This is a genomic window from Pseudomonas sp. NPDC087358 (genome assembly GCF_044900785.1).
GTDB lineage: Bacteria > Pseudomonadota > Gammaproteobacteria > Pseudomonadales > Pseudomonadaceae > Aquipseudomonas.
The window spans coordinates 282,104-299,456 of sequence record NZ_JBJDOA010000002.1 but is presented as its reverse complement, the minus strand read 5'-3'; the positions used below and the strand labels follow the sequence as shown (position 1 = coordinate 299,456).

General features: G+C 61.2%; 14 protein-coding genes. 1 reads left to right on the top strand and 13 read right to left on the bottom strand.

What is annotated here, in order from left to right; translation table 11 throughout:
- Window positions 1-34: 34 nt before the first annotated feature.
- The 4 genes from ACI2KS_RS04995 to secA form a co-directional block, all read right to left on the bottom strand.
- Window positions 35-982: a Nudix family hydrolase gene (locus tag ACI2KS_RS04995; protein ID WP_404617787.1), complete on the bottom strand. Its 948-nt coding sequence runs from the start codon at window positions 980-982 to the stop codon at window positions 35-37.
- A gap of 2 nt (window positions 983-984) precedes the next feature.
- Entirely contained in the window at window positions 985-1,611 is a 627-nt protein-coding gene (locus ACI2KS_RS04990; RefSeq protein ID WP_404617785.1) for a glutathione S-transferase family protein, read from the bottom strand.
- A gap of 172 nt (window positions 1,612-1,783) precedes the next feature.
- Window positions 1,784-3,001 carry a bifunctional glutamate N-acetyltransferase/amino-acid acetyltransferase ArgJ gene (gene argJ / locus ACI2KS_RS04985; RefSeq protein ID WP_404617783.1) on the bottom strand — a complete coding sequence of 406 codons (1,218 nt, stop codon included), beginning with the start codon at window positions 2,999-3,001 and terminating at the stop codon, window positions 1,784-1,786.
- 128 nt (window positions 3,002-3,129) lie between these two features.
- Window positions 3,130-5,880, bottom strand: coding sequence for a preprotein translocase subunit SecA (gene secA, locus ACI2KS_RS04980; protein WP_404617781.1), 2,751 nt, complete (start codon window positions 5,878-5,880; stop codon window positions 3,130-3,132).
- A gap of 319 nt (window positions 5,881-6,199) precedes the next feature.
- On the opposite strand from secA, the gene ACI2KS_RS04975 reads away from it, so the two are divergent.
- Entirely contained in the window at window positions 6,200-6,664 is a 465-nt protein-coding gene (locus ACI2KS_RS04975) for a DUF721 domain-containing protein (protein WP_404617779.1), read from the top strand.
- 230 nt (window positions 6,665-6,894) lie between these two features.
- On the opposite strand, the gene lpxC is transcribed toward ACI2KS_RS04975, so the two are convergent.
- The 9 genes from lpxC to murD all read right to left on the bottom strand — a co-directional run bounded on the left by lpxC (window position 6,895) and on the right by murD (window position 17,350).
- On the bottom strand, window positions 6,895-7,806 hold the full coding sequence (gene lpxC, locus ACI2KS_RS04970; RefSeq protein WP_404617777.1) for a UDP-3-O-acyl-N-acetylglucosamine deacetylase: 912 nt from the start codon (window positions 7,804-7,806) through the stop codon (window positions 6,895-6,897).
- 112 nt (window positions 7,807-7,918) lie between these two features.
- Window positions 7,919-9,109, bottom strand: coding sequence for a cell division protein FtsZ (gene ftsZ / locus ACI2KS_RS04965; protein WP_404617775.1), 1,191 nt, complete (start codon window positions 9,107-9,109; stop codon window positions 7,919-7,921).
- Window positions 9,110-9,172: 63 nt separating this feature from the next.
- The gene (gene ftsA, locus ACI2KS_RS04960; protein WP_404617773.1) at window positions 9,173-10,432 is read right to left on the bottom strand and encodes a cell division protein FtsA; all 1,260 of its coding nucleotides are present in this window, start codon (window positions 10,430-10,432) and stop codon (window positions 9,173-9,175) included.
- A 15-nt stretch (window positions 10,433-10,447) separates the two neighbouring features.
- Window positions 10,448-11,317, bottom strand: a complete 870-nt coding sequence (locus ACI2KS_RS04955) for a cell division protein FtsQ/DivIB (protein ID WP_404617771.1) — start codon at window positions 11,315-11,317, stop codon at window positions 10,448-10,450.
- Between the two features lie 3 nt (window positions 11,318-11,320).
- Window positions 11,321-12,280 carry a D-alanine--D-alanine ligase gene (locus ACI2KS_RS04950; RefSeq protein WP_404617769.1) on the bottom strand — a complete coding sequence of 320 codons (960 nt, stop codon included), beginning with the start codon at window positions 12,278-12,280 and terminating at the stop codon, window positions 11,321-11,323.
- Window positions 12,277-13,737: a UDP-N-acetylmuramate--L-alanine ligase gene (gene murC / locus ACI2KS_RS04945; protein ID WP_404617767.1), complete on the bottom strand. Its 1,461-nt coding sequence runs from the start codon at window positions 13,735-13,737 to the stop codon at window positions 12,277-12,279. Before murC ends, ACI2KS_RS04950 begins: the two co-directional genes overlap by 4 nt.
- The gene (murG, locus tag ACI2KS_RS04940) at window positions 13,730-14,803 is read right to left on the bottom strand and encodes an undecaprenyldiphospho-muramoylpentapeptide beta-N-acetylglucosaminyltransferase (protein ID WP_404617765.1); all 1,074 of its coding nucleotides are present in this window, start codon (window positions 14,801-14,803) and stop codon (window positions 13,730-13,732) included. Before murG ends, murC begins: the two co-directional genes overlap by 8 nt.
- Window positions 14,790-16,007 (bottom strand): putative lipid II flippase FtsW, encoded by a 1,218-nt coding sequence (gene ftsW, locus ACI2KS_RS04935; protein WP_404617763.1) that lies wholly within the window; start codon window positions 16,005-16,007, stop codon window positions 14,790-14,792. Before ftsW ends, murG begins: the two co-directional genes overlap by 14 nt.
- The gene (gene murD, locus ACI2KS_RS04930; RefSeq protein WP_404617761.1) at window positions 16,004-17,350 is read right to left on the bottom strand and encodes a UDP-N-acetylmuramoyl-L-alanine--D-glutamate ligase; all 1,347 of its coding nucleotides are present in this window, start codon (window positions 17,348-17,350) and stop codon (window positions 16,004-16,006) included. The genes ftsW and murD overlap by 4 nt, the downstream gene beginning before the upstream one ends.
- Between the last annotated feature and the right edge of the window lie 3 nt (window positions 17,351-17,353).

Sequence of the window (17,353 nt, the reverse complement as noted above, 5' to 3'; positions counted from 1 at the left end):
GCAAGCTCACGCCTACAGGAGGCCGTGTCAGCACTCAAAACCCTTCAGGCCAGAACGCGCGGATCCCTGCTACGCCTTGCGCGCCGTGTTCCCAGGCGCGCTGGCGATGCTGCGGGCCGACACCGCCCAGCAGATAAACCGGCTTGCTGAAGCCTTCGATCAGCTCGCGGGCCTTTTCCCAGCCAAGCGGCTGCGCTTCGGGGTGAGTCTGGGTCGGCTGTAGCGGCGACAGGGTGACGAAATCCACGCCCATCTGCTCGGCCAGGGATAACTCCTCGGCGCTGTGACACGAAGCCGCCAGCCAACGATCCTCAGGGAACGGACGGCCATTGCTGGCGTATTTACGCAGTTGCTCGCTGGTCAGGTGCCAGCCTGCCGCCGGAAAGTCTCCCAGCCATTCCAGCGGGCCCTTGAGCATCAACTGCGCCTTGCCTGCGCACAGACCGACCGCATCCACGGCCACATCGCGATACTTGGGATCGTAGCCCTTGGGCGCACGCAACTGGATCAGCTTGATGCCACCGGCAATCGCCTTTTGCATGCCTTGCAACAGCTTGGGAGTGTCCAGCGCATCCGGAGTGATCAGGTACTCGCCCGGCAGACGCGCGGCAGCGACGATCGGCTGATTGGCGGCGGGAAAGTCATACCCGGCCAGTTCGCGGTTGGAGACCCAGGCCAATGGCTGACCCTCAGCGCCGTGCGGATCGCCAGTGAATGAGGACACTTCCCAGACGTCCAGCAACACCTGTTTGTCCGGGTAGTCGTGCATGATCTTGATCAGCGGGCGAGCCGCCACCACCACGATGCCCAGCTCTTCCTTGAGCTCACGGGCCAATGCGGCTTCGACGGTTTCTCCTGCCTCGACCTTGCCACCTGGGAATTCCCACAAACCGCCCTGATGCTGCTTGTCTGCGCGCCGGGCAATGAGAATCTTGCCGTCGGTGCCGCGAATGACCGCAGCGGCTACATGGACTCGTTTCACTTTCAACCTTCCTCTAAACCTGCCTGCTGCCAGCGCTTGAATGCAGGCCATTGGTAAATGGTTTCGACATACGCTGCCGCAGCGGCCGGCAATTCGACGTGATAGGTGCGCAGACGCACCGCCACCGGTGCGAAGAACGCATCGACGATGCCCGGTTTGCCGAACAGAAACGCCCCGCGCTCTCTAGACGCCTCGCGGCATTCGGCCCACAGCGCAACGATGCGTTCGATATCGGTTTGCGCCTCCACCGGAATCACTTCCAGCGCTTCGTCACGGCGCAGGTCCATGGGCAGGTTTGATCGCAGCCCCATGAAACCGCTGTGCATCTGCGCGCACGCCGAGCGGGCCTGGGCACGGGCAGCCGTATCGCTCGGCCACAGGTTCGCGCCAGGGAAACGCTCCGCCAGGTATTCGCAAATGGCCAGGGAATCGATGATGGTGCCGTGCTCGGATTTGAGCGCGGGGACCTTGCCGCTGGGAGAATGCTCACGGATCAGCCGGTCGGTGTCGGCCTGATTCAGACGGATGACCTGATCGGTGAATGCGGTGCCGGTCAATTCCAGCACCAGCCATGGCCGCAGCGACCAGGAGGAATAGCGTTTGTCGCCGATGATCAGGTGCAGGCTCATGTCGTGGCTCCGTTTATCACAATTCACACACAGGTTGCGGCGCAGCACCCTGTACGGCTGACACCTGAATCGGCTCGGATTGCCGGCGGCAGCGCTTCAATGGCGCCACCGCCGGCACGCCGGACAAATACAAATTATCTGCGTACCTCGCCGCTTCCCTGAAAAGACCCTGTCAGGTGCGGTATTCAGCGTTGATCTTCACATACTCGTGGGACAGGTCGGTGGTCCAGATCGTCTCGCTGCAATCGCCACGCCCCAGCTCGATACGGATGGTGATTTCCTCTTCGGCCATCACCGCGCTGCCCTGCGCTTCAGTGTAGGTAGACGCGCGTGCGCCCTTGCTGGCGATGCAGACGCCGCTGAGGAACACGTCGATCTTGCTCACGTCCAGGTCCGGTACGCCGGCACGGCCGACAGCGGCCAGGATGCGGCCCCAGTTCGGGTCGGAGGCAAACAGTGCGGTCTTGATCAGCGGCGAGTGGGCCACGGTGTAGCCCACATCCAGGCACTCTTGATGATTGCCACCGCCGTTGACTTCGACGGTCACGAACTTGGTCGCGCCTTCGCCATCACGCACGATGGCCTGGGCGACATCCATGCAGACTTCGAACACCGCTTTCTTCAGGGCTTCGAACAGCGCCCCCTTGGCTTCGGTGACTTCCGGCAGCGCAGCCTGGCCGGTGGCGATCAGCATGCAGCAGTCGTTGGTCGAGGTATCGCCGTCGATGGTGATGCGATTGAACGACTTGTTGGCACCGTCGCGGATCAGGTCCTGCAGCACGCTCTGGGACACCTTGGCGTCGGTGGCGATGTAGCCGAGCATGGTGGCCATGTTCGGACGAATCATCCCCGCGCCTTTGCTGATGCCAGTGACCGTGACGGTCACGCCGTCGATCTGGAACTGGCGGCTGGCGCCTTTGGGCAGGGTGTCGGTGGTCATGATGCCAGTAGCCGCCGCCGCCCAGTTATCCACAGACAGATCGTCCAGCGCAGCCTGCAGCGCAGCCTCGATCTTTTCCACAGGCAAGGGTTCGCCGATCACCCCGGTGGAGAATGGCAGCACCGCACTGGCATCTACACCGGTGATCTCGGCCAGTCTGGCGCAGGTGCGCTCGGCGGCGACCAGGCCGGGTTCGCCGGTGCCTGCGTTGGCATTGCCGGTGTTGGTCAGCAGATAGCGCACAGTGCCTTGCACACGCTGTTTGGACAGGATCACAGGCGCTGCGCAGAACGCATTGAGGGTGAATACGCCGGCGACGCTGGAGCCTTCGGCGCAGCGCATGACGACCACGTCCTTGCGACCCGCACGCTTGATGCCGGCAGAGGCGATACCCAGTTCAAAACCGGGAACCGGGTGCAGAGTCGGCAGAGGACCAAGACCAACAGCCATGAAATGCGCTCCTTGAAAGATAGCCACGCCGCCCGGCCATGCCGGTACGGCTCGATCGATTGAAAAACGCCGCGACGGCAGAGCCGGTCGCGGCGCGGTATTACAGTAAAGCCAGTGTCGAGGCGTGCTTAGTTGATCTGGCCATGACAGTGCTTGAACTTCTTGCCCGAACCACACCAGCACAGCTCGTTGCGGCCCAGTTTCTGGTCGTTACGCACTGGAGACAGGGCCGTGGCTGCCGCGACGGCGATGTCGTCGCCCTCTTCGGCCAGCACGTCAGGATGATCCAGACCCGGAGCTTCAGCGTGCTGGAATTGCATGCGCTGGGCCAGTTCTTCGGCTTCGCGACGCAGACGCGCCTCTTCCTCGGCCGGGTCTTCGCGGCGAACCTGTACGTGAGACAGCACACGGATGGTGTCGCGCTTGATCGAATCCAGCAATTCCTGGAACAGGGTGAAGGACTCGCGCTTGTATTCCTGTTTCGGGTTCTTCTGAGCGTAGCCGCGCAGGTGGATACCGTGGCGCAGATGGTCCATGGTCGACAGATGGTCTTTCCACAGATCGTCCAGAACGCGCAGCAGGATCTGCTTCTCGAAGGTGCGCAACGCTTCGGCGCTGGCCTGGTCTTCTTTCTCGTTGTAAGCCGACATGATGGCTTCGAGCAGTTTCGCACGCAGGGTGTCTTCGTGCAGGTGGTCGTCTTCGTCCAGCCACTGCTGGATCGGCAGCTTGACCCCGAAATCGCTGTTCAGCGCGGCTTCCAGACCGGCCACATCCCACTGCTCTGGCAGCGATTGCGGAGGAATGTGCGAACTGATCGTGGCGTCGAGCACTTCTTCGCGGAACTCGGCGATGGTGTCACCAATGTTCACCGCAGCCAGCAGGCTGTTGCGCATGTGGTAGATCACTTTACGCTGTTCGTTGGAAACGTCATCGAACTCGAGCAGTTGCTTGCGGATGTCGAAGTTGCGGCCTTCGACCTTGCGCTGTGCCTTCTCGATCGCGTTGGTAACCATGCGGTGTTCGATGGCTTCACCGGACTGCATGCCCAGCGCTTTCATGAAGTTCTTCACCCGGTCAGAGGCGAAGATACGCATCAGGCTGTCTTCCAGCGACAGGTAGAAACGGCTCGATCCGGTGTCGCCCTGACGACCGGCGCGACCACGCAGCTGGTTGTCGATACGACGCGACTCGTGGCGCTCGGAGGCGATCACGTGCAAACCACCGGCCTCGATCACCTGCTGGTGACGCTTTTGCCAGTCGGCCTTGATCTGCGCGATCTGCTCGGCAGTCGGCTCTTCCAGGCTTGCGACTTCGACTTCCCAGTTGCCGCCCAACAGGATGTCGGTACCGCGACCGGCCATGTTGGTGGCGATGGTCAGGGCGCCCGGACGGCCGGCCTGAGCGATGATCTCGGCTTCTTTCTCGTGGAACTTGGCGTTCAGAACCTTGTGCTCGATGCCTTCCTTGTTCAACAGGTTGGACATGTGCTCGGAGGTTTCGATAGTCGCCGTACCCACCAGCACCGGACGTCGCTCGGCCAGACAGGCCTTGATGTCGGTGATGATGGCCAGGTATTTCTCTTCGGCGGTCAGGTACACCAGGTCGTTGAAGTCTTTGCGCGCCAACGGCTTGTTGGGCGGAATGACCATCACGGCCAGTGCATAGATCTGGTGGAATTCGAACGCTTCGGTGTCCGCGGTACCGGTCATGCCGGACAGCTTGTTGTACAGACGGAAGTAGTTCTGGAACGTGGTCGACGCCAGGGTCTGGCTTTCGGCCTGAATATTCAGGTGTTCCTTGGCCTCGATCGCCTGGTGCAGACCTTCGGACAGACGACGACCGGGCATGGTCCGACCGGTGTGTTCGTCGACCAGCAGGATCTGGCCGTCCTGGACGATGTATTCGACGTTGCGATGGAACAGCTTGTGCGCACGCAGACCGGCATAGACGTGGGTCAACAAGCCCAGGTTGTGCGCCGAATAGAGGCTCTCGCCCTCAGCCAGCAGGCCGACTTCGGTGAGCATCTCTTCGATGAACTGGTGACCGGACTCGTTGAGCTCCACCTGACGCGATTTCTCATCGACGCTGAAGTGACCCTGCTTGGTGACAACGCCCTCCACCTCCTCGATGTGCTGCTCGAGCTTGGGGATCAGCTTGTTGATTTCGGTGTACAACTTGGAGCTGTCTTCGGCCTGCCCCGAAATGATCAGCGGCGTGCGGGCTTCGTCGATGAGGATGGAGTCCACTTCGTCGATCACGGCGAAGTTCAGCTCGCGCTGGAACTTGTCGTCCAGGCTGAACGCCATGTTGTCGCGCAGGTAGTCAAAACCGAATTCGTTGTTGGTGCCGTAGGTGATATCCGAGCCGTATGCGGCGCGTTTCTCTTCCGGCGGCTGAAATGGCGTGACGACGCCTACGGTCAGACCGAGGAATTCGTACAGTGGGCGCATCCAGTTGGCGTCACGACGGGCCAGGTAGTCGTTCACGGTCACCACGTGCACGCCCTTGCCGGACAATGCGTTGAGGTACACCGCCAGGGTCGCTACCAGGGTCTTGCCTTCACCGGTGCGCATTTCGGCGATCATGCCTTCATGCAGCGTCATGCCGCCGATCAGCTGAACATCGAAGTGGCGCATCCCCATGACGCGTTTACCCGCCTCACGGCAAACCGCGAACGCTTCAGGCAGGAGCTGATCGAGGGTCTCACCTTTGGCTATGCGGGCCTTGAACTCTTCGGTCTTGGCGCGCAGCTGCTCGTCCGAAAGGGCCACCATTTGCTCTTCGAAGCTGTTGACGAATTGAACCGTCTTGAGCATGCGCTTCACTTCGCGCTCGTTCTTGCTTCCGAAAAGTTTTTTTAACAAAGGTGCAAACATATCGACAGGATCTTCCACACATAGGGATGGAGGGCGGCCCCGTGAGTCGCCCGTGCAGCCCTCATGGCCGCATGCGAACGAGCATTCTACCCGGAAATGGTGGTGAGGAAAGTGGCGTTATTCCACGATGCTGGCACAGCAATGGTACGGGGCAGAAGTACAATAGGGGCAATTCTTCGGACTTCAACCCGTCACGGGCAGAAGTTTGATTAATGTTTTTTCACAAATCGTGGTTCCGCGCAGCCAGTCAGCCAATGCCTGCGGGGGTCGGCCGGCGCTTTCTGATAAGATCGGGCGCTTGTGACACAAGGCACCTCCCATGGCATTTCGTCCTTTACCGGCTCGCGCACCGGCTGTCCTTCTGCGTGAAGCCAAGCCGCTCAGGGCCATCTTCAATCATGCTCAACGCCTGGCACATTTGCAGCGCCTGCTGGAAAGCCAGTTGCAACCGGCTGCCCGCGAGCATTGCCATGTCGCGTCGTGGCGTGAGGGCACATTGCTGTTGATCGTCACCGACGGGCACTGGGCAACGCGTTTGCGTTATCAGCAGAAGCGCTTGCAACGGCAGCTGGTGGCGTTCAAGGAGTTCGCCAATCTGACTCGGCTGCAGCTCAAGGTTCAGCCCGCGACGGTGCATCGGGCTGCCGTTGGTCATTCGCGGGATTTATCGGTGGCGGCGGCGGAGACGATCAGCGAGACGGCCGAGGGCATCAGCGATCCGAAATTGAAGGCGGCACTGGAGCGGCTGGCGGCGCATGGGAAGGCCAAAACGCCTGATGCTTAACAGCAGGTGATTTTTTGCAGCGCTCACCGAATCCCCGTACGCCTCAAAGCCACAATTCGTGGCGCTCACATGTTTTCGGTACGCCACAGAACCTGTAGGAGATCGGGTTGATTGATCGGGCCCACGGAGCGTCGCCGGAGTCTGGGCCACGCCCTCCAGACACCAAAACAAAACCCCATAAAAAAGGCCACCCGAAGGTGGCCTTAAATATCAAACTAGAAGAGAGACTATTACACCGCCGCTACAGGGCGCATGTACGAGATCGGTGCGGTACTGGCATCTTCGAAGGTCACGACTTCCCAAGCGTCTTCCTGTGAAATCAATTCACGTAGCAGACGGTTGTTCAGACCATGTCCAGACTTGAAGCCCTGATACTCACCGATCAGGCTGTTGCCCAACAGATACAGGTCACCGATGGCATCCAGGATCTTGTGTTTGACGAATTCGTCCTCGTAACGCAGGCCGTCTTCGTTCAACACGCCGTCCTTGTCCACGACGATTGCGTTCTCGACGCTACCGCCCAGTGCAAGGTTGTGTTTGCGCAAGTACTCGATGTCTTTCATGAAACCGAAAGTACGCGCACGGCTCACTTCTTTCACGAAAGAAGTGCTGGAGAAGTCGACGCTTGCACTTTGCGTGCGGTTCTTCAGGTACGGGTGATCGAAATCTATTTCGAAGCTCACCTTGAACCCTTCGAAGGGCACGAACTTGGCATGTTTGCCGTCTTCTTCAACGCAGACTTCTTTAAGAATGCGTATGAATTTCTTCGGTGCGTCCTGTTCTTCCAGGCCAGCCGATTGGATCAGGAATACGAAGGGACCTGCGCTACCATCCATGATTGGAACTTCGGAGGCAGAGAGTTCAACGTAGGCGTTATCGATGCCAAGGCCGGCCATGGCCGACAGCAAGTGTTCTACCGTATCGACCTTCACATCGCCGTTGAACAGCGTGGTGGAGAGCGTGGTGTCGCCAACATTCAGCGCGTGAGCGTTGATCTGGACGACCGGCTCCAGGTCGGTACGGAAAAACACAATGCCAGCGTTCACAGGCGCAGGCTTGAGGGTCAGGTAAACCTTCTCCCCCGAGTGCAGGCCGATACCTGTGGCACGGATAATATTCTTCAGGGTGCGTTGTTTAATCATGGCATTGGCCGCTTCAGCGCATATCGCGAATTAGTATCAACAAAGGCCGGCGATGATAGCAGACCTGGCCTTTGCTGAACACCAATCACCCTTGTAGCCCTGATAGAAAACATCAATCAGCCTGACGACGCAGGAAAGCTGGAATGTCCAGGTAATCCAGATCGTCATGCGGATTCATCTTGGCCGCAGCGGTGGCGCCGGCGTGTGCCTGATTGCGCATCACGGTCGGACGGTCCAGGTCGCGGTAGTTCACCGAAGGCTGCTCCTGGCGGACTGCGTGCTGCTGCACAGGTGCGGCTTGAGCGGTCTGCATGGTGTTGTCGATGACCTTTACAGGCTTCTCGATTTTCGCGCCCAGGCCAGTGGCGACCACAGTCACGTGCAGCTCGTCACGCATGTCCGGATCGATAACGGTACCGACCTTGACCATCGCGTGCTCGGAGGCGAACGCTTCAATGATGCTACCCACATCCGAGTACTCACCCAGGGACAGGTCAGGACCGGCAGTGATGTTGACCAGGATACCGCGCGCACCCTGCAGGTTGACGTCTTCGAGCAGCGGGTTGCGAATCGCAGCCTCGGTGGCTTCACGCGCACGGTTCGGACCGCTGGCGCAGCCAGTGCCCATCATCGCCATGCCCATTTCGGACATCACGGTGCGGACGTCGGCGAAGTCGACGTTGATCATGCCTGGACGCTTGATGATGTCGGAAATACCGCGAACGGCACCTGCCAGAACGTCGTCAGCCTTGGCGAAAGCCGACAGCAGGCTCGCGTCCTTGCCCAGGATGGTCAGCAGCTTCTCGTTGGGAATGGTGATCAACGAGTCGACGCTTTCGGACAGCGCGCGGATGCCTTCATCGGCGATCTGCATGCGCTTGCGACCTTCGAACGGGAACGGACGGGTGACCACCGCAACGGTCAGGATGCCCATTTCCTTCGCCACTTCGGCGATGATCGGCGCAGCACCGGTACCGGTACCGCCACCCATGCCGGTGGTGATGAAGACCATGTTGGTGCCCTGCAGCACTTCAGCAATGCGCTCACGATCTTCCAGTGCCGCCTGACGACCCACTTCAGGGTTGGCACCTGCACCCAGGCCCTTGGTCACACCGGTACCCAGTTGCAGAATGGTACGTGCGCCAATGTTTTTCAGGGCTTGAGCATCGGTGTTGGCGCAGATGAACTCGACGCCCTCGATGTTGCTCTTGACCATGTGATTGACTGCGTTGCCGCCGCCACCGCCAACGCCGATAACCTTAATTACCGGGCTTTGTGGGATGTTGTCTACGAGCTCGAACATGTTCCCTCTCCTTCAGTTCTCTAGTTTTATGTCGCCTGTTGCCTGCCTACCACTTTTTGAATCTTAGAAATTCCCCTGGACCCAGCGTTTGAGACGCTCAAACACGGGAGCCTTCGGTTCATCGCTATAACTGCTACCGGCGCCGGAAAGGCCGGACAACGAGATGCCGTCAGACTGCTTTTGCAATCCGTACAGCAACAGGCCGACGCCGGTTGAGTAGATCGGGTTGCGAACCACGTCCGCGAGCCCCTTGACGCTGTGCGGCACGCCGAGGCGTACCGGCATGTGAAAGATTTCCTCGGCCAGTTCCACCGCGCCTTCCATCTTCGAAGTACCGCCGGTGAGCACGATGCCGGCCGGAATCAGGTCTTCGTAGCCGCTGCGACGCAGTTCGGCCTGGATCAGGGTGAACAGCTCGTCGTAGCGTGGCTCGACCACTTCGGCCAGTGCCTGGCGCGACAGTTCACGCGGTGGCCGGTCGCCAACGCTTGGCACCTTGATGGTTTCGCCGGCACCGGCCAGCTTGGCCAGCGCGCAGGCGTAACGGATCTTGATTTCCTCGGCGTACTGGGTCGGCGTGCGCAGCGCCATGGCGATGTCATTGGTGACCTGGTCGCCGGCAATCGGGATCACCGCGGTGTGACGGATCGCGCCTTCGGTGAAGATGGCGATGTCGGTGGTGCCGCCGCCGATGTCCACCAGGCAAACGCCCAGCTCTTTCTCGTCGTCCGTCAGTACCGAGTAGGCCGAGGCCAGTTGCTCGAGAATGATGTCGTCGACTTCCAGACCGCAACGACGCACGCACTTCTCGATGTTCTGCGCAGCATTGACCGCACAAGTCACCACGTGCACCTTGGCTTCCAGACGCACGCCCGACATGCCCAGCGGCTCACGAACGCCCTCCTGGTTGTCGATCACGTAATCCTGCGGCAGGGTGTGCAGGACGCGCTGGTCAGCCGGAATGGCGACGGCCTGCGCGGCATCGAGTACGCGCTCCAGGTCGGCCGCACTCACTTCGCGGTCACGAATCGCCACGATGCCGTGGGAGTTCAGGCTGCGAATGTGGTTGCCGGCGACACCGACGAACGCCGAGTGGATACGGCAGCCAGCCATCAGCTGCGCTTCTTCCACGGCGCGCTGAATCGACTGCACGGTCGACTCGATATTCACCACCACGCCCTTCTTCAGGCCGCGTGAAGGATGGGTGCCGATACCGACGATTTCCAGCGTGCCATCAGCCGCGACTTCGCCTACCAGCGCCACCACCTTGGAGGTGCCGATATCCAATCCGACGATCATTTTGCCGCTTTGCACGTTTGCCATGGGTCCTGCCTCTTATCAATTCTTCGCGACGGCGGGTTTGTCCGTCGTTGGCGCTGACGCCTGTTCACGCCAACCGACGGCAAGGCCGTTGTTGTAACGCAGGTCGACTCGCGCAATGTTCGTGATCTGTTCTTTAAGCGTTTTTTCGTAGATGGCGATAAAGCGGCGCATCTTTTCCACCAGATGGTCTCGTCCCAACAGCAACTCCAGGCCCGGGCCTGCATTGCCTGCACCGGTGGTCAGGAACCAGCTGCCTCGCTCACGCAATTCCAGACGAGCGATGGAGAAGCCCAGCGGGCGCAACATCTGGCTCAGTACCTGGTACTGCTGCATCACCTGCTGTTGAGCCCGTTGAGGCCCGAACAACTGCGGAAGGTGTTCGTAGTTGGCCAGTTCACGCGGAGTGAAAGCCTGACCCTGGTTGTTCAACAGGGCTTCCTCGCCCCAGCGCGCAACCGGTAATTGCTCTTCAAGGCGAATCACCACCTGGTCCGGCCATACCCGGCGAACCTCGGCATGGGCGATCCATGGCATCTTTTCAAGCTCGGTGCGCATGCCCGCCAGGTCGATGTTGAAGAAACTGGTGGCCACGTACGGCGCGATACGCTGCTGCACGGCCTGCTGGCTGATGTAGCTCAGGTCACCCTGGACGTTGATCCGCGAAATCGGGCGGTCGGCATACGGCAGCAGACGCTGGGCCGCTTCATAGGTACCAAAACCGAACAGCACCAGCAGCACCGGCCACATCAGGCTGCGCAAAAAGCCGAAATTGGGTCGCGGCATGCGCGCCGACAACGGCTCCTTGGCCACCATACGGCTGGCGCCACGGGGGACCGGCTTGCGGCCGGGGACTGATTGCTGATGACGTAGCGTCGCGCCGTGCATGATTTACCCCCGCACCTGGACACTGTCGGCCAGGATCGCCAACACCAACTGTTTGAAATCAAGCCCGGCCGCACGCGCAGCCATGGGCACCAGACTGTGATCGGTCATGCCGGGCACGGTATTGACTTCCAGCAGCCAGAACTTGCCCTCGGCGTCCTGCATGACGTCGGTACGCGCCCAGCCGGCGATGCCTACCGCTTCGCAGGCACGCGCTGTCAGCGCCTTGAGTTCCTGTTCCTTGGCTGCATCCAGGCCGCAGGGAATCCGGTACTGGGTATCGCTGGCCAGATACTTGGCGTCGTAGTCGTAGAAACTGTGGGGGGTACCCAGGCCGATGGGCGGCAATACCTGCCCGCGCAGAGAGGCGACGGTGAACTCCGGACCTTCAATCCATTGTTCGACCAACACTTGCGAATCGTAGGTACTGGCGGCGTTCCAGGCGGCGATCAATTCGTCGACGCCGGTCACCTTGGCCATACCGATACTGGAACCTTCATGGGCGGGTTTGACGATCAAAGGAAAGCCCAGTTCCGTCGCCGCGCAAATACAATCGGCTTCGCTGCCCAATACCGCGTGGCGCGGCGTCGGCAGGCCCAGGCTCTGCCAGACCTGCTTGGTGCGCAGTTTGTCCATGGCCAGCGCCGAAGCCAGCACGCCGCTGCCGGTGTACGGGACTTCCAGGCATTCGAGCAGGCCCTGCATGGTGCCGTCTTCACCACCGCGCCCGTGCAGGACGATGAAGGCGCGATCCATCTTCTCGCTGACCAGCCGTTGCAGGAAATCGTCGCCCACGTCGATACCGAACGCATCAACACCCGCGCTACGCAGCGCTTCAAGCACCGCGTGACCGGATTTGAGCGACACCTCCCGTTCCGCGCTCTTGCCACCGAAGAGCACGGCAACGCGACCGAAGCTTTCTGGCTCCAGGGTCGAGATCAGGGAGGACTGCACGGCGGCTGTCATTTCAGCTTACCTTCGGTTGAGGCCACGATAGCGCCCGTGAACAACGGGCTCTTGAGCAACTGCGGAGCGAGGCCGCCAATGTCGCCGGCACCCTGGCACAGCAGAATGTCCCCGGCACGCAGCAGCGGCTTGACCAGCGGCGCGAGTTCAACGCCACGCTCGATGTAGATCGGGTCCAGTTGCCCGCGCTGGCGGATGCTGTGAGCCAGCTGGCGGCTGTCGGCGCCGGGGATCGGTTCTTCACCGGCCGGGTAGACTTCCATCAGCAGCAAGACGTTGGCGTCGTTGAGCACCTGGACGAAATCGTCGTACAGGTCGCGGGTACGGCTGTAACGGTGCGGCTGGTAGACCATGACCAGGCGCCGATCCGGCCAGCCACCGCGCACGGCCTTGATCACCGCCGCAACTTCGGTCGGGTGGTGACCGTAGTCGTCGACCAGCATCACGCTGCCGCCTTCGACCGGCAGTTCGCCATAGACCTGGAAACGTCGACCCACGCCCTGGAACCCTGACAGGCCCAGTACGATGGCTTCGTCGGTGATGCCTTCGTCGGAGGCGATGGCGATAGTCGCCAGCGAGTTGAGCACGTTGTGGTTGCCCGGCATGTTCACCGAGACGTTCAGCGGCTCGCGATCGCGGCGCAGCACGGTGAAGTGGGTCTGCATGCCTTCCTGACGGACGTTGATCGCACGCACGTCGGCGTTTTCGCTGAAGCCGTAGGTCAGGGTCGGACGCTTGACCGAGGGCAGAATGTCGCGCACCACCGGATCATCGATGCACACCACTGCCAGACCGTAAAACGGCAGGTTGTGGAGGAATTCGACGAAGGTCTTCTTCAACTTGTTGAAGTCGCCTTCGTAGGTCGCCATGTGGTCGGCGTCGATGTTGGTGACCACGGCTACCAGCGGTTGCAGGTGCAGGAAGCTGGCGTCGCTTTCGTCGGCCTCGGCAATCAGGTAACGGCTGGTCCCCAGTTGCGCGTTGGTGCCCGCTGCGTTCAAGCGGCCGCCGATCACGAATGTCGGATCGAGGCCGCCGGCGGCAAACACCGAAGCGATCAGGCTGGTAGTGGTGGTCTTGCCGTGAGTGCCGGCAACCGCGATGCCATGGCGATAGCGCATCAGCTCGGCGAGCATTTCGGCGCGCGGCACTACCGGGATGCGACGCTCAAGCGCGGTCGCCACTTCCGGGTTGGAGGGGTTCACCGCGCTGGACACCACCAGCACGTCGGCGACCGCTGCGTTTTCCGCGCGGTGACCAATGAAAATCTGTGCACCGAAAGACTCCAGCCGCTCGGTCACGGGCGATGCCTTGAGGTCGGACCCGGACACTTGATAGCCCAGGTTCAACAACACTTCGGCAATCCCGCACATGCCCACGCCGCCGATACCGACGAAGTGAATGCGGCGAATCCGGCGCATCTCCGGCTGTGGCATGGCGCGTTGATTCTCAACCATGGGCCACCTCCAGGCAGACATCGACGACAGTGTTGGTGGCATCCGGCTTGGCCAGTTGGCGAGCCGTGGTTGCCATGCGTTTCAATTGTTCGGGTTGCATCAAAACCTCTTTCAGGCGAGCCGCCATCTCTGCGGCGCCAGTTGTCGCTTGCGGCATCACGAAGGCAGCGCCTTCACGAGCCAGATATTCGGCGTTGCGCGACTGGTGATCGTCGATCGCGTGGGGCAACGGCACCAGCAACGACGGCAGTCCAGCGGCCGCCAGTTCACTGATGGTCAACGCGCCTGCGCGACAAACCACCAGATCCGCCCAGCCATAAGCCTGGGCCATGTCTTTGATGAAGGGCGCCACCTGCGCCTCGACACCGGCCGCGCGATACCGCTCGGTGGTGATTTCATCGTGATGCTTGCCCGCCTGATGAAACACTTCAGGACGAAGCTGCGCGGGCACCTGGGCCAGCGCCTCGGGCAGTAATTTATTCAACGGTTCGGCACCCAGGCTTCCGCCCAGCACCAGCAACCGTGGCCTGCGCCCGGCCAGCGCCTGGCGCGGGGTCTCGAAAAACAGCTCGGCACGCACCGGATTACCGGTGGTGCGGCGCTTGGGCGACACGGCGAAGGTCTGCGGGAACGCTTCACACACGCGGCTGGCAAACGAGGCCAGGCTGCGGTTGGCGGTACCTGCGACGGCGTTTTGCTCATGGATGATCAACGGCACACCCGCAAGCCTGGCAGCCAGACCGCCAGGGCCGGTCACGTAGCCACCGAAGCCGACCACGCATACCGGCTTGAGCTCGCGCACGACCTTGCGCGCCTGCAGCAGCGCCTTGATCAGCATGAACGGTGCCTTGAGCAAAGACAGTCGACCCTTGCCGCGCAAACCGCTGACGTTGATCAGGTGCAATTGCAATCCGGCCGCTGGCACCAGTTCGTTTTCGATGCCGCGTGGCGTGCCCAGCCAGTGCACGGTGTAACCGCGCGCCTGAAACTCGCGAGCGCAAGCCAGTGCCGGGAACACGTGTCCGCCGGTGCCGCCGGCCATGATCAGCACATTACCGACGGCCATGGGTGGGCTCCTCGGCAAAATCGCTCTCGTTGAACTCGGCCTCTTCACTGCCCATGTTGTTGCGCGATTCCCACTCGATGCGCAGCAACAGACCAAGACTGGCGCAGCAGATGATCAGCGAGCTGCCGCCATAGCTGAGGAATGGCAGGGTCAGACCCTTGGTCGGCAGCAGGCCGACGTTCACCCCGATGTTGATCAGGAACTGACCGATCCACAGGAACGCCAGGCCATACGCGGTGTACGCGGCGAAGAACTGCTTGGCGCGCTCGGCCCACATGCCGATGTACATCGCCCGGATACTGACGAACACGAACAGCGCGACCGTGGCCAGGGAACCCACCACACCCAGCTCTTCGGCCAATACCGAGAACACGAAGTCGGTGTGCGCTTCCGGCAGATAGAACTGCTTCTGCACGCTATTGCCCAGGCCGACGCCGAACCACTCACCGCGACCGAAGGCGATCAGCGCCTGGGTCAATTGGTAGCCGGAGCCGAACTGGTCGGACCACGGGTCGGTGAAAGTGATCAGACGCGCCATCCGATAGGGCTGCGCCTGAACCAGCACGAACACGGCGGCCACGGCCAGCGCCACCATCAGGGCAAAGCGGAACAGGCCCACACCACCCAGGAACAGCATCGCGGCGGCCGCGCCCATCATCACTACGGTGGCCCCGAAGTCAGGCTCCATCAACAGCAGACCGGCCATGGGCAGCAGCACGATGAACGGTTTGAAGAATCCCATCCAGCTTTCACGCACTTCCTGCTGACGACGAATCAGGTAACCGGCCAGGAAGATCACCACGAACACCTTGGCGATTTCCGATGGTTGCACGTTGAACATGCCGAAGCCGATCCAGCGCATCGATCCGTTCACCTCGCGCCCGATCCCGGGGACGATCACCATGATCAGCAGACCGAACGCGCCGATCAGCATCAGCCAGCCCAGACGCTGCCAGGTAGCAACCGGCACCATCATGGTCGCAATACAGGCGCCCAGCCCCAGCACCAGATAGATCAGGTGGCGGGTCATCATGTACAGGGCATTGCCCGACTGCACGGCGGCCACTTCCGAGGAGGCGGAAGTGATCATCACCAGCCCCAGGCCGAGCAACGCCAGGCAACCGGCAAGCATCGGGAAATCGACGTCGACGCCCCGACCACTGATGATCGGCGACGGGTAAGGCTTGATCACGCCAAAGATCATGACAAGTCCCCCACGGCCTGGGCGAACAGGCGTCCGCGCTCTTCGAAATGCTTGAACATATCCAGGCTTGCACAGGCTGGGGACAGCAGCACGGCGTCTCCCTGTTGAGCTAAATCGGCAGCACGTTGCACAGCTTCTTCCAATGTATTGACGCGTATCAGAGGCACCGAATCGCCGAACGTATCAGCGAGCAGTTGGGCATCGCGCCCCAGCAGGACAACGGCGCGACAATGGTTGGCGACCGGGGCTTTGAGTGCAGAGAAATCGGCGCCCTTGCCATCTCCGCCGGCGATCAGTACCAACTGGCCGTCGATGTCCGCGCCCAACCCTTCAATGGCCGCCAGCGCTGCACCGACGTTGGTGGCCTTGGAGTCGTCGTAATAGCTGACGCCGGCGACCTCGCGAACCCACTGGCACCGATGCACCAGGCCGGCGAAGGTGCGCAGGCTGCGCAGCATCGCATCGAATGGCAGACCCACTGCATGGCCCAGCGCCAAGGCAGCCAGGGCATTGGCTTGATTGTGCGCGCCGCGAATCTTCAACTCACGAACCGGCAGCAGATTTTCAAACTGGAACGCCAGATACTTTTCGCCGTTCTCTTCTCGCAGACCGAAGCCATTGATGTCAGGTCTGTTCAGACCAAAGGTCCAGCAAGGCACGCCTTCGCCGATCAATGGTCGTGACAGGGCATCCTGGCGATTGACCACCACCTGGCGAGCGCCGCGGAAGATCCGGTGCTTGGCCAGGTGATAAGCCGGCAGGCCGCTGTAGCGATCCATATGGTCTTCGCTGACGTTGAGCACGGTGGCAACCTCGGCGCAGAGTTGATCGGTGGTCTCCAGCTGGAAACTCGACAACTCCATGACGTACAGCTCTATGTCGTCGCTGAGCAGGTCCAGCGCCGGAGTCCCCAGATTGCCGCCAACGGCAACCCGTTTGCCAGCGGCTGCGGCCATCTCGCCAACCAGGGTGGTCACGGTGCTTTTCGCGTTCGATCCACTGATCGCGATGATCGGCGCCTTCGCGTTACGCGCGAACAGCTCGATGTCGCCGGACAGTTTCACGCCACGGGCGGCGGCCTGCTGCAACGCAGGGGTTGCCAGCGCAAGACCGGGGCTTACGTACAGCTCGTCGGCACGGCAGAGAAACTCCACATCCAGCTCGCCACAACGCACTTCCACCTGCGGATAGTCACGACGCAAGGTCGCCAGTTCCGGCGGATTCTCCCGCGTATCAGCCACGGCAAACGACACACCCCGGTTCGCCAGGAAGCGAACCAGGGACATGCCGCTCTTGCCGAGGCCGACAACGATGCGGAAGTGAGAAGACGCGATCAGTGACACTCT

Excerpts from the sequence above, each read along its gene's own strand:
- ACI2KS_RS04990 (WP_404617785.1), bottom strand. The coding sequence starts at position 1,611 with ATGAGCCTGCACCTGATCATCGGCGACAAACGCTATTCCTCCTGGTCG.
- argJ (WP_404617783.1), bottom strand. The coding sequence starts at position 3,001 with ATGGCTGTTGGTCTTGGTCCTCTGCCGACTCTGCACCCGGTTCCCGGT.
- secA (WP_404617781.1), bottom strand. The coding sequence starts at position 5,880 with ATGTTTGCACCTTTGTTAAAAAAACTTTTCGGAAGCAAGAACGAGCGC.
- ACI2KS_RS04975 (WP_404617779.1), top strand. The coding sequence starts at position 6,200 with ATGGCATTTCGTCCTTTACCGGCTCGCGCACCGGCTGTCCTTCTGCGT.
- lpxC (WP_404617777.1), bottom strand. The coding sequence starts at position 7,806 with ATGATTAAACAACGCACCCTGAAGAATATTATCCGTGCCACAGGTATC.
- ftsZ (WP_404617775.1), bottom strand. The coding sequence starts at position 9,109 with ATGTTCGAGCTCGTAGACAACATCCCACAAAGCCCGGTAATTAAGGTT.
- ftsA (WP_404617773.1), bottom strand. The coding sequence starts at position 10,432 with ATGGCAAACGTGCAAAGCGGCAAAATGATCGTCGGATTGGATATCGGC.
- ACI2KS_RS04955 (WP_404617771.1), bottom strand. The coding sequence starts at position 11,317 with ATGCACGGCGCGACGCTACGTCATCAGCAATCAGTCCCCGGCCGCAAG.
- ACI2KS_RS04950 (WP_404617769.1), bottom strand. The coding sequence starts at position 12,280 with ATGACAGCCGCCGTGCAGTCCTCCCTGATCTCGACCCTGGAGCCAGAA.
- murC (WP_404617767.1), bottom strand. The coding sequence starts at position 13,737 with ATGGTTGAGAATCAACGCGCCATGCCACAGCCGGAGATGCGCCGGATT.
- murG (WP_404617765.1), bottom strand. The coding sequence starts at position 14,803 with ATGGCCGTCGGTAATGTGCTGATCATGGCCGGCGGCACCGGCGGACAC.
- ftsW (WP_404617763.1), bottom strand. The coding sequence starts at position 16,007 with ATGATCTTTGGCGTGATCAAGCCTTACCCGTCGCCGATCATCAGTGGT.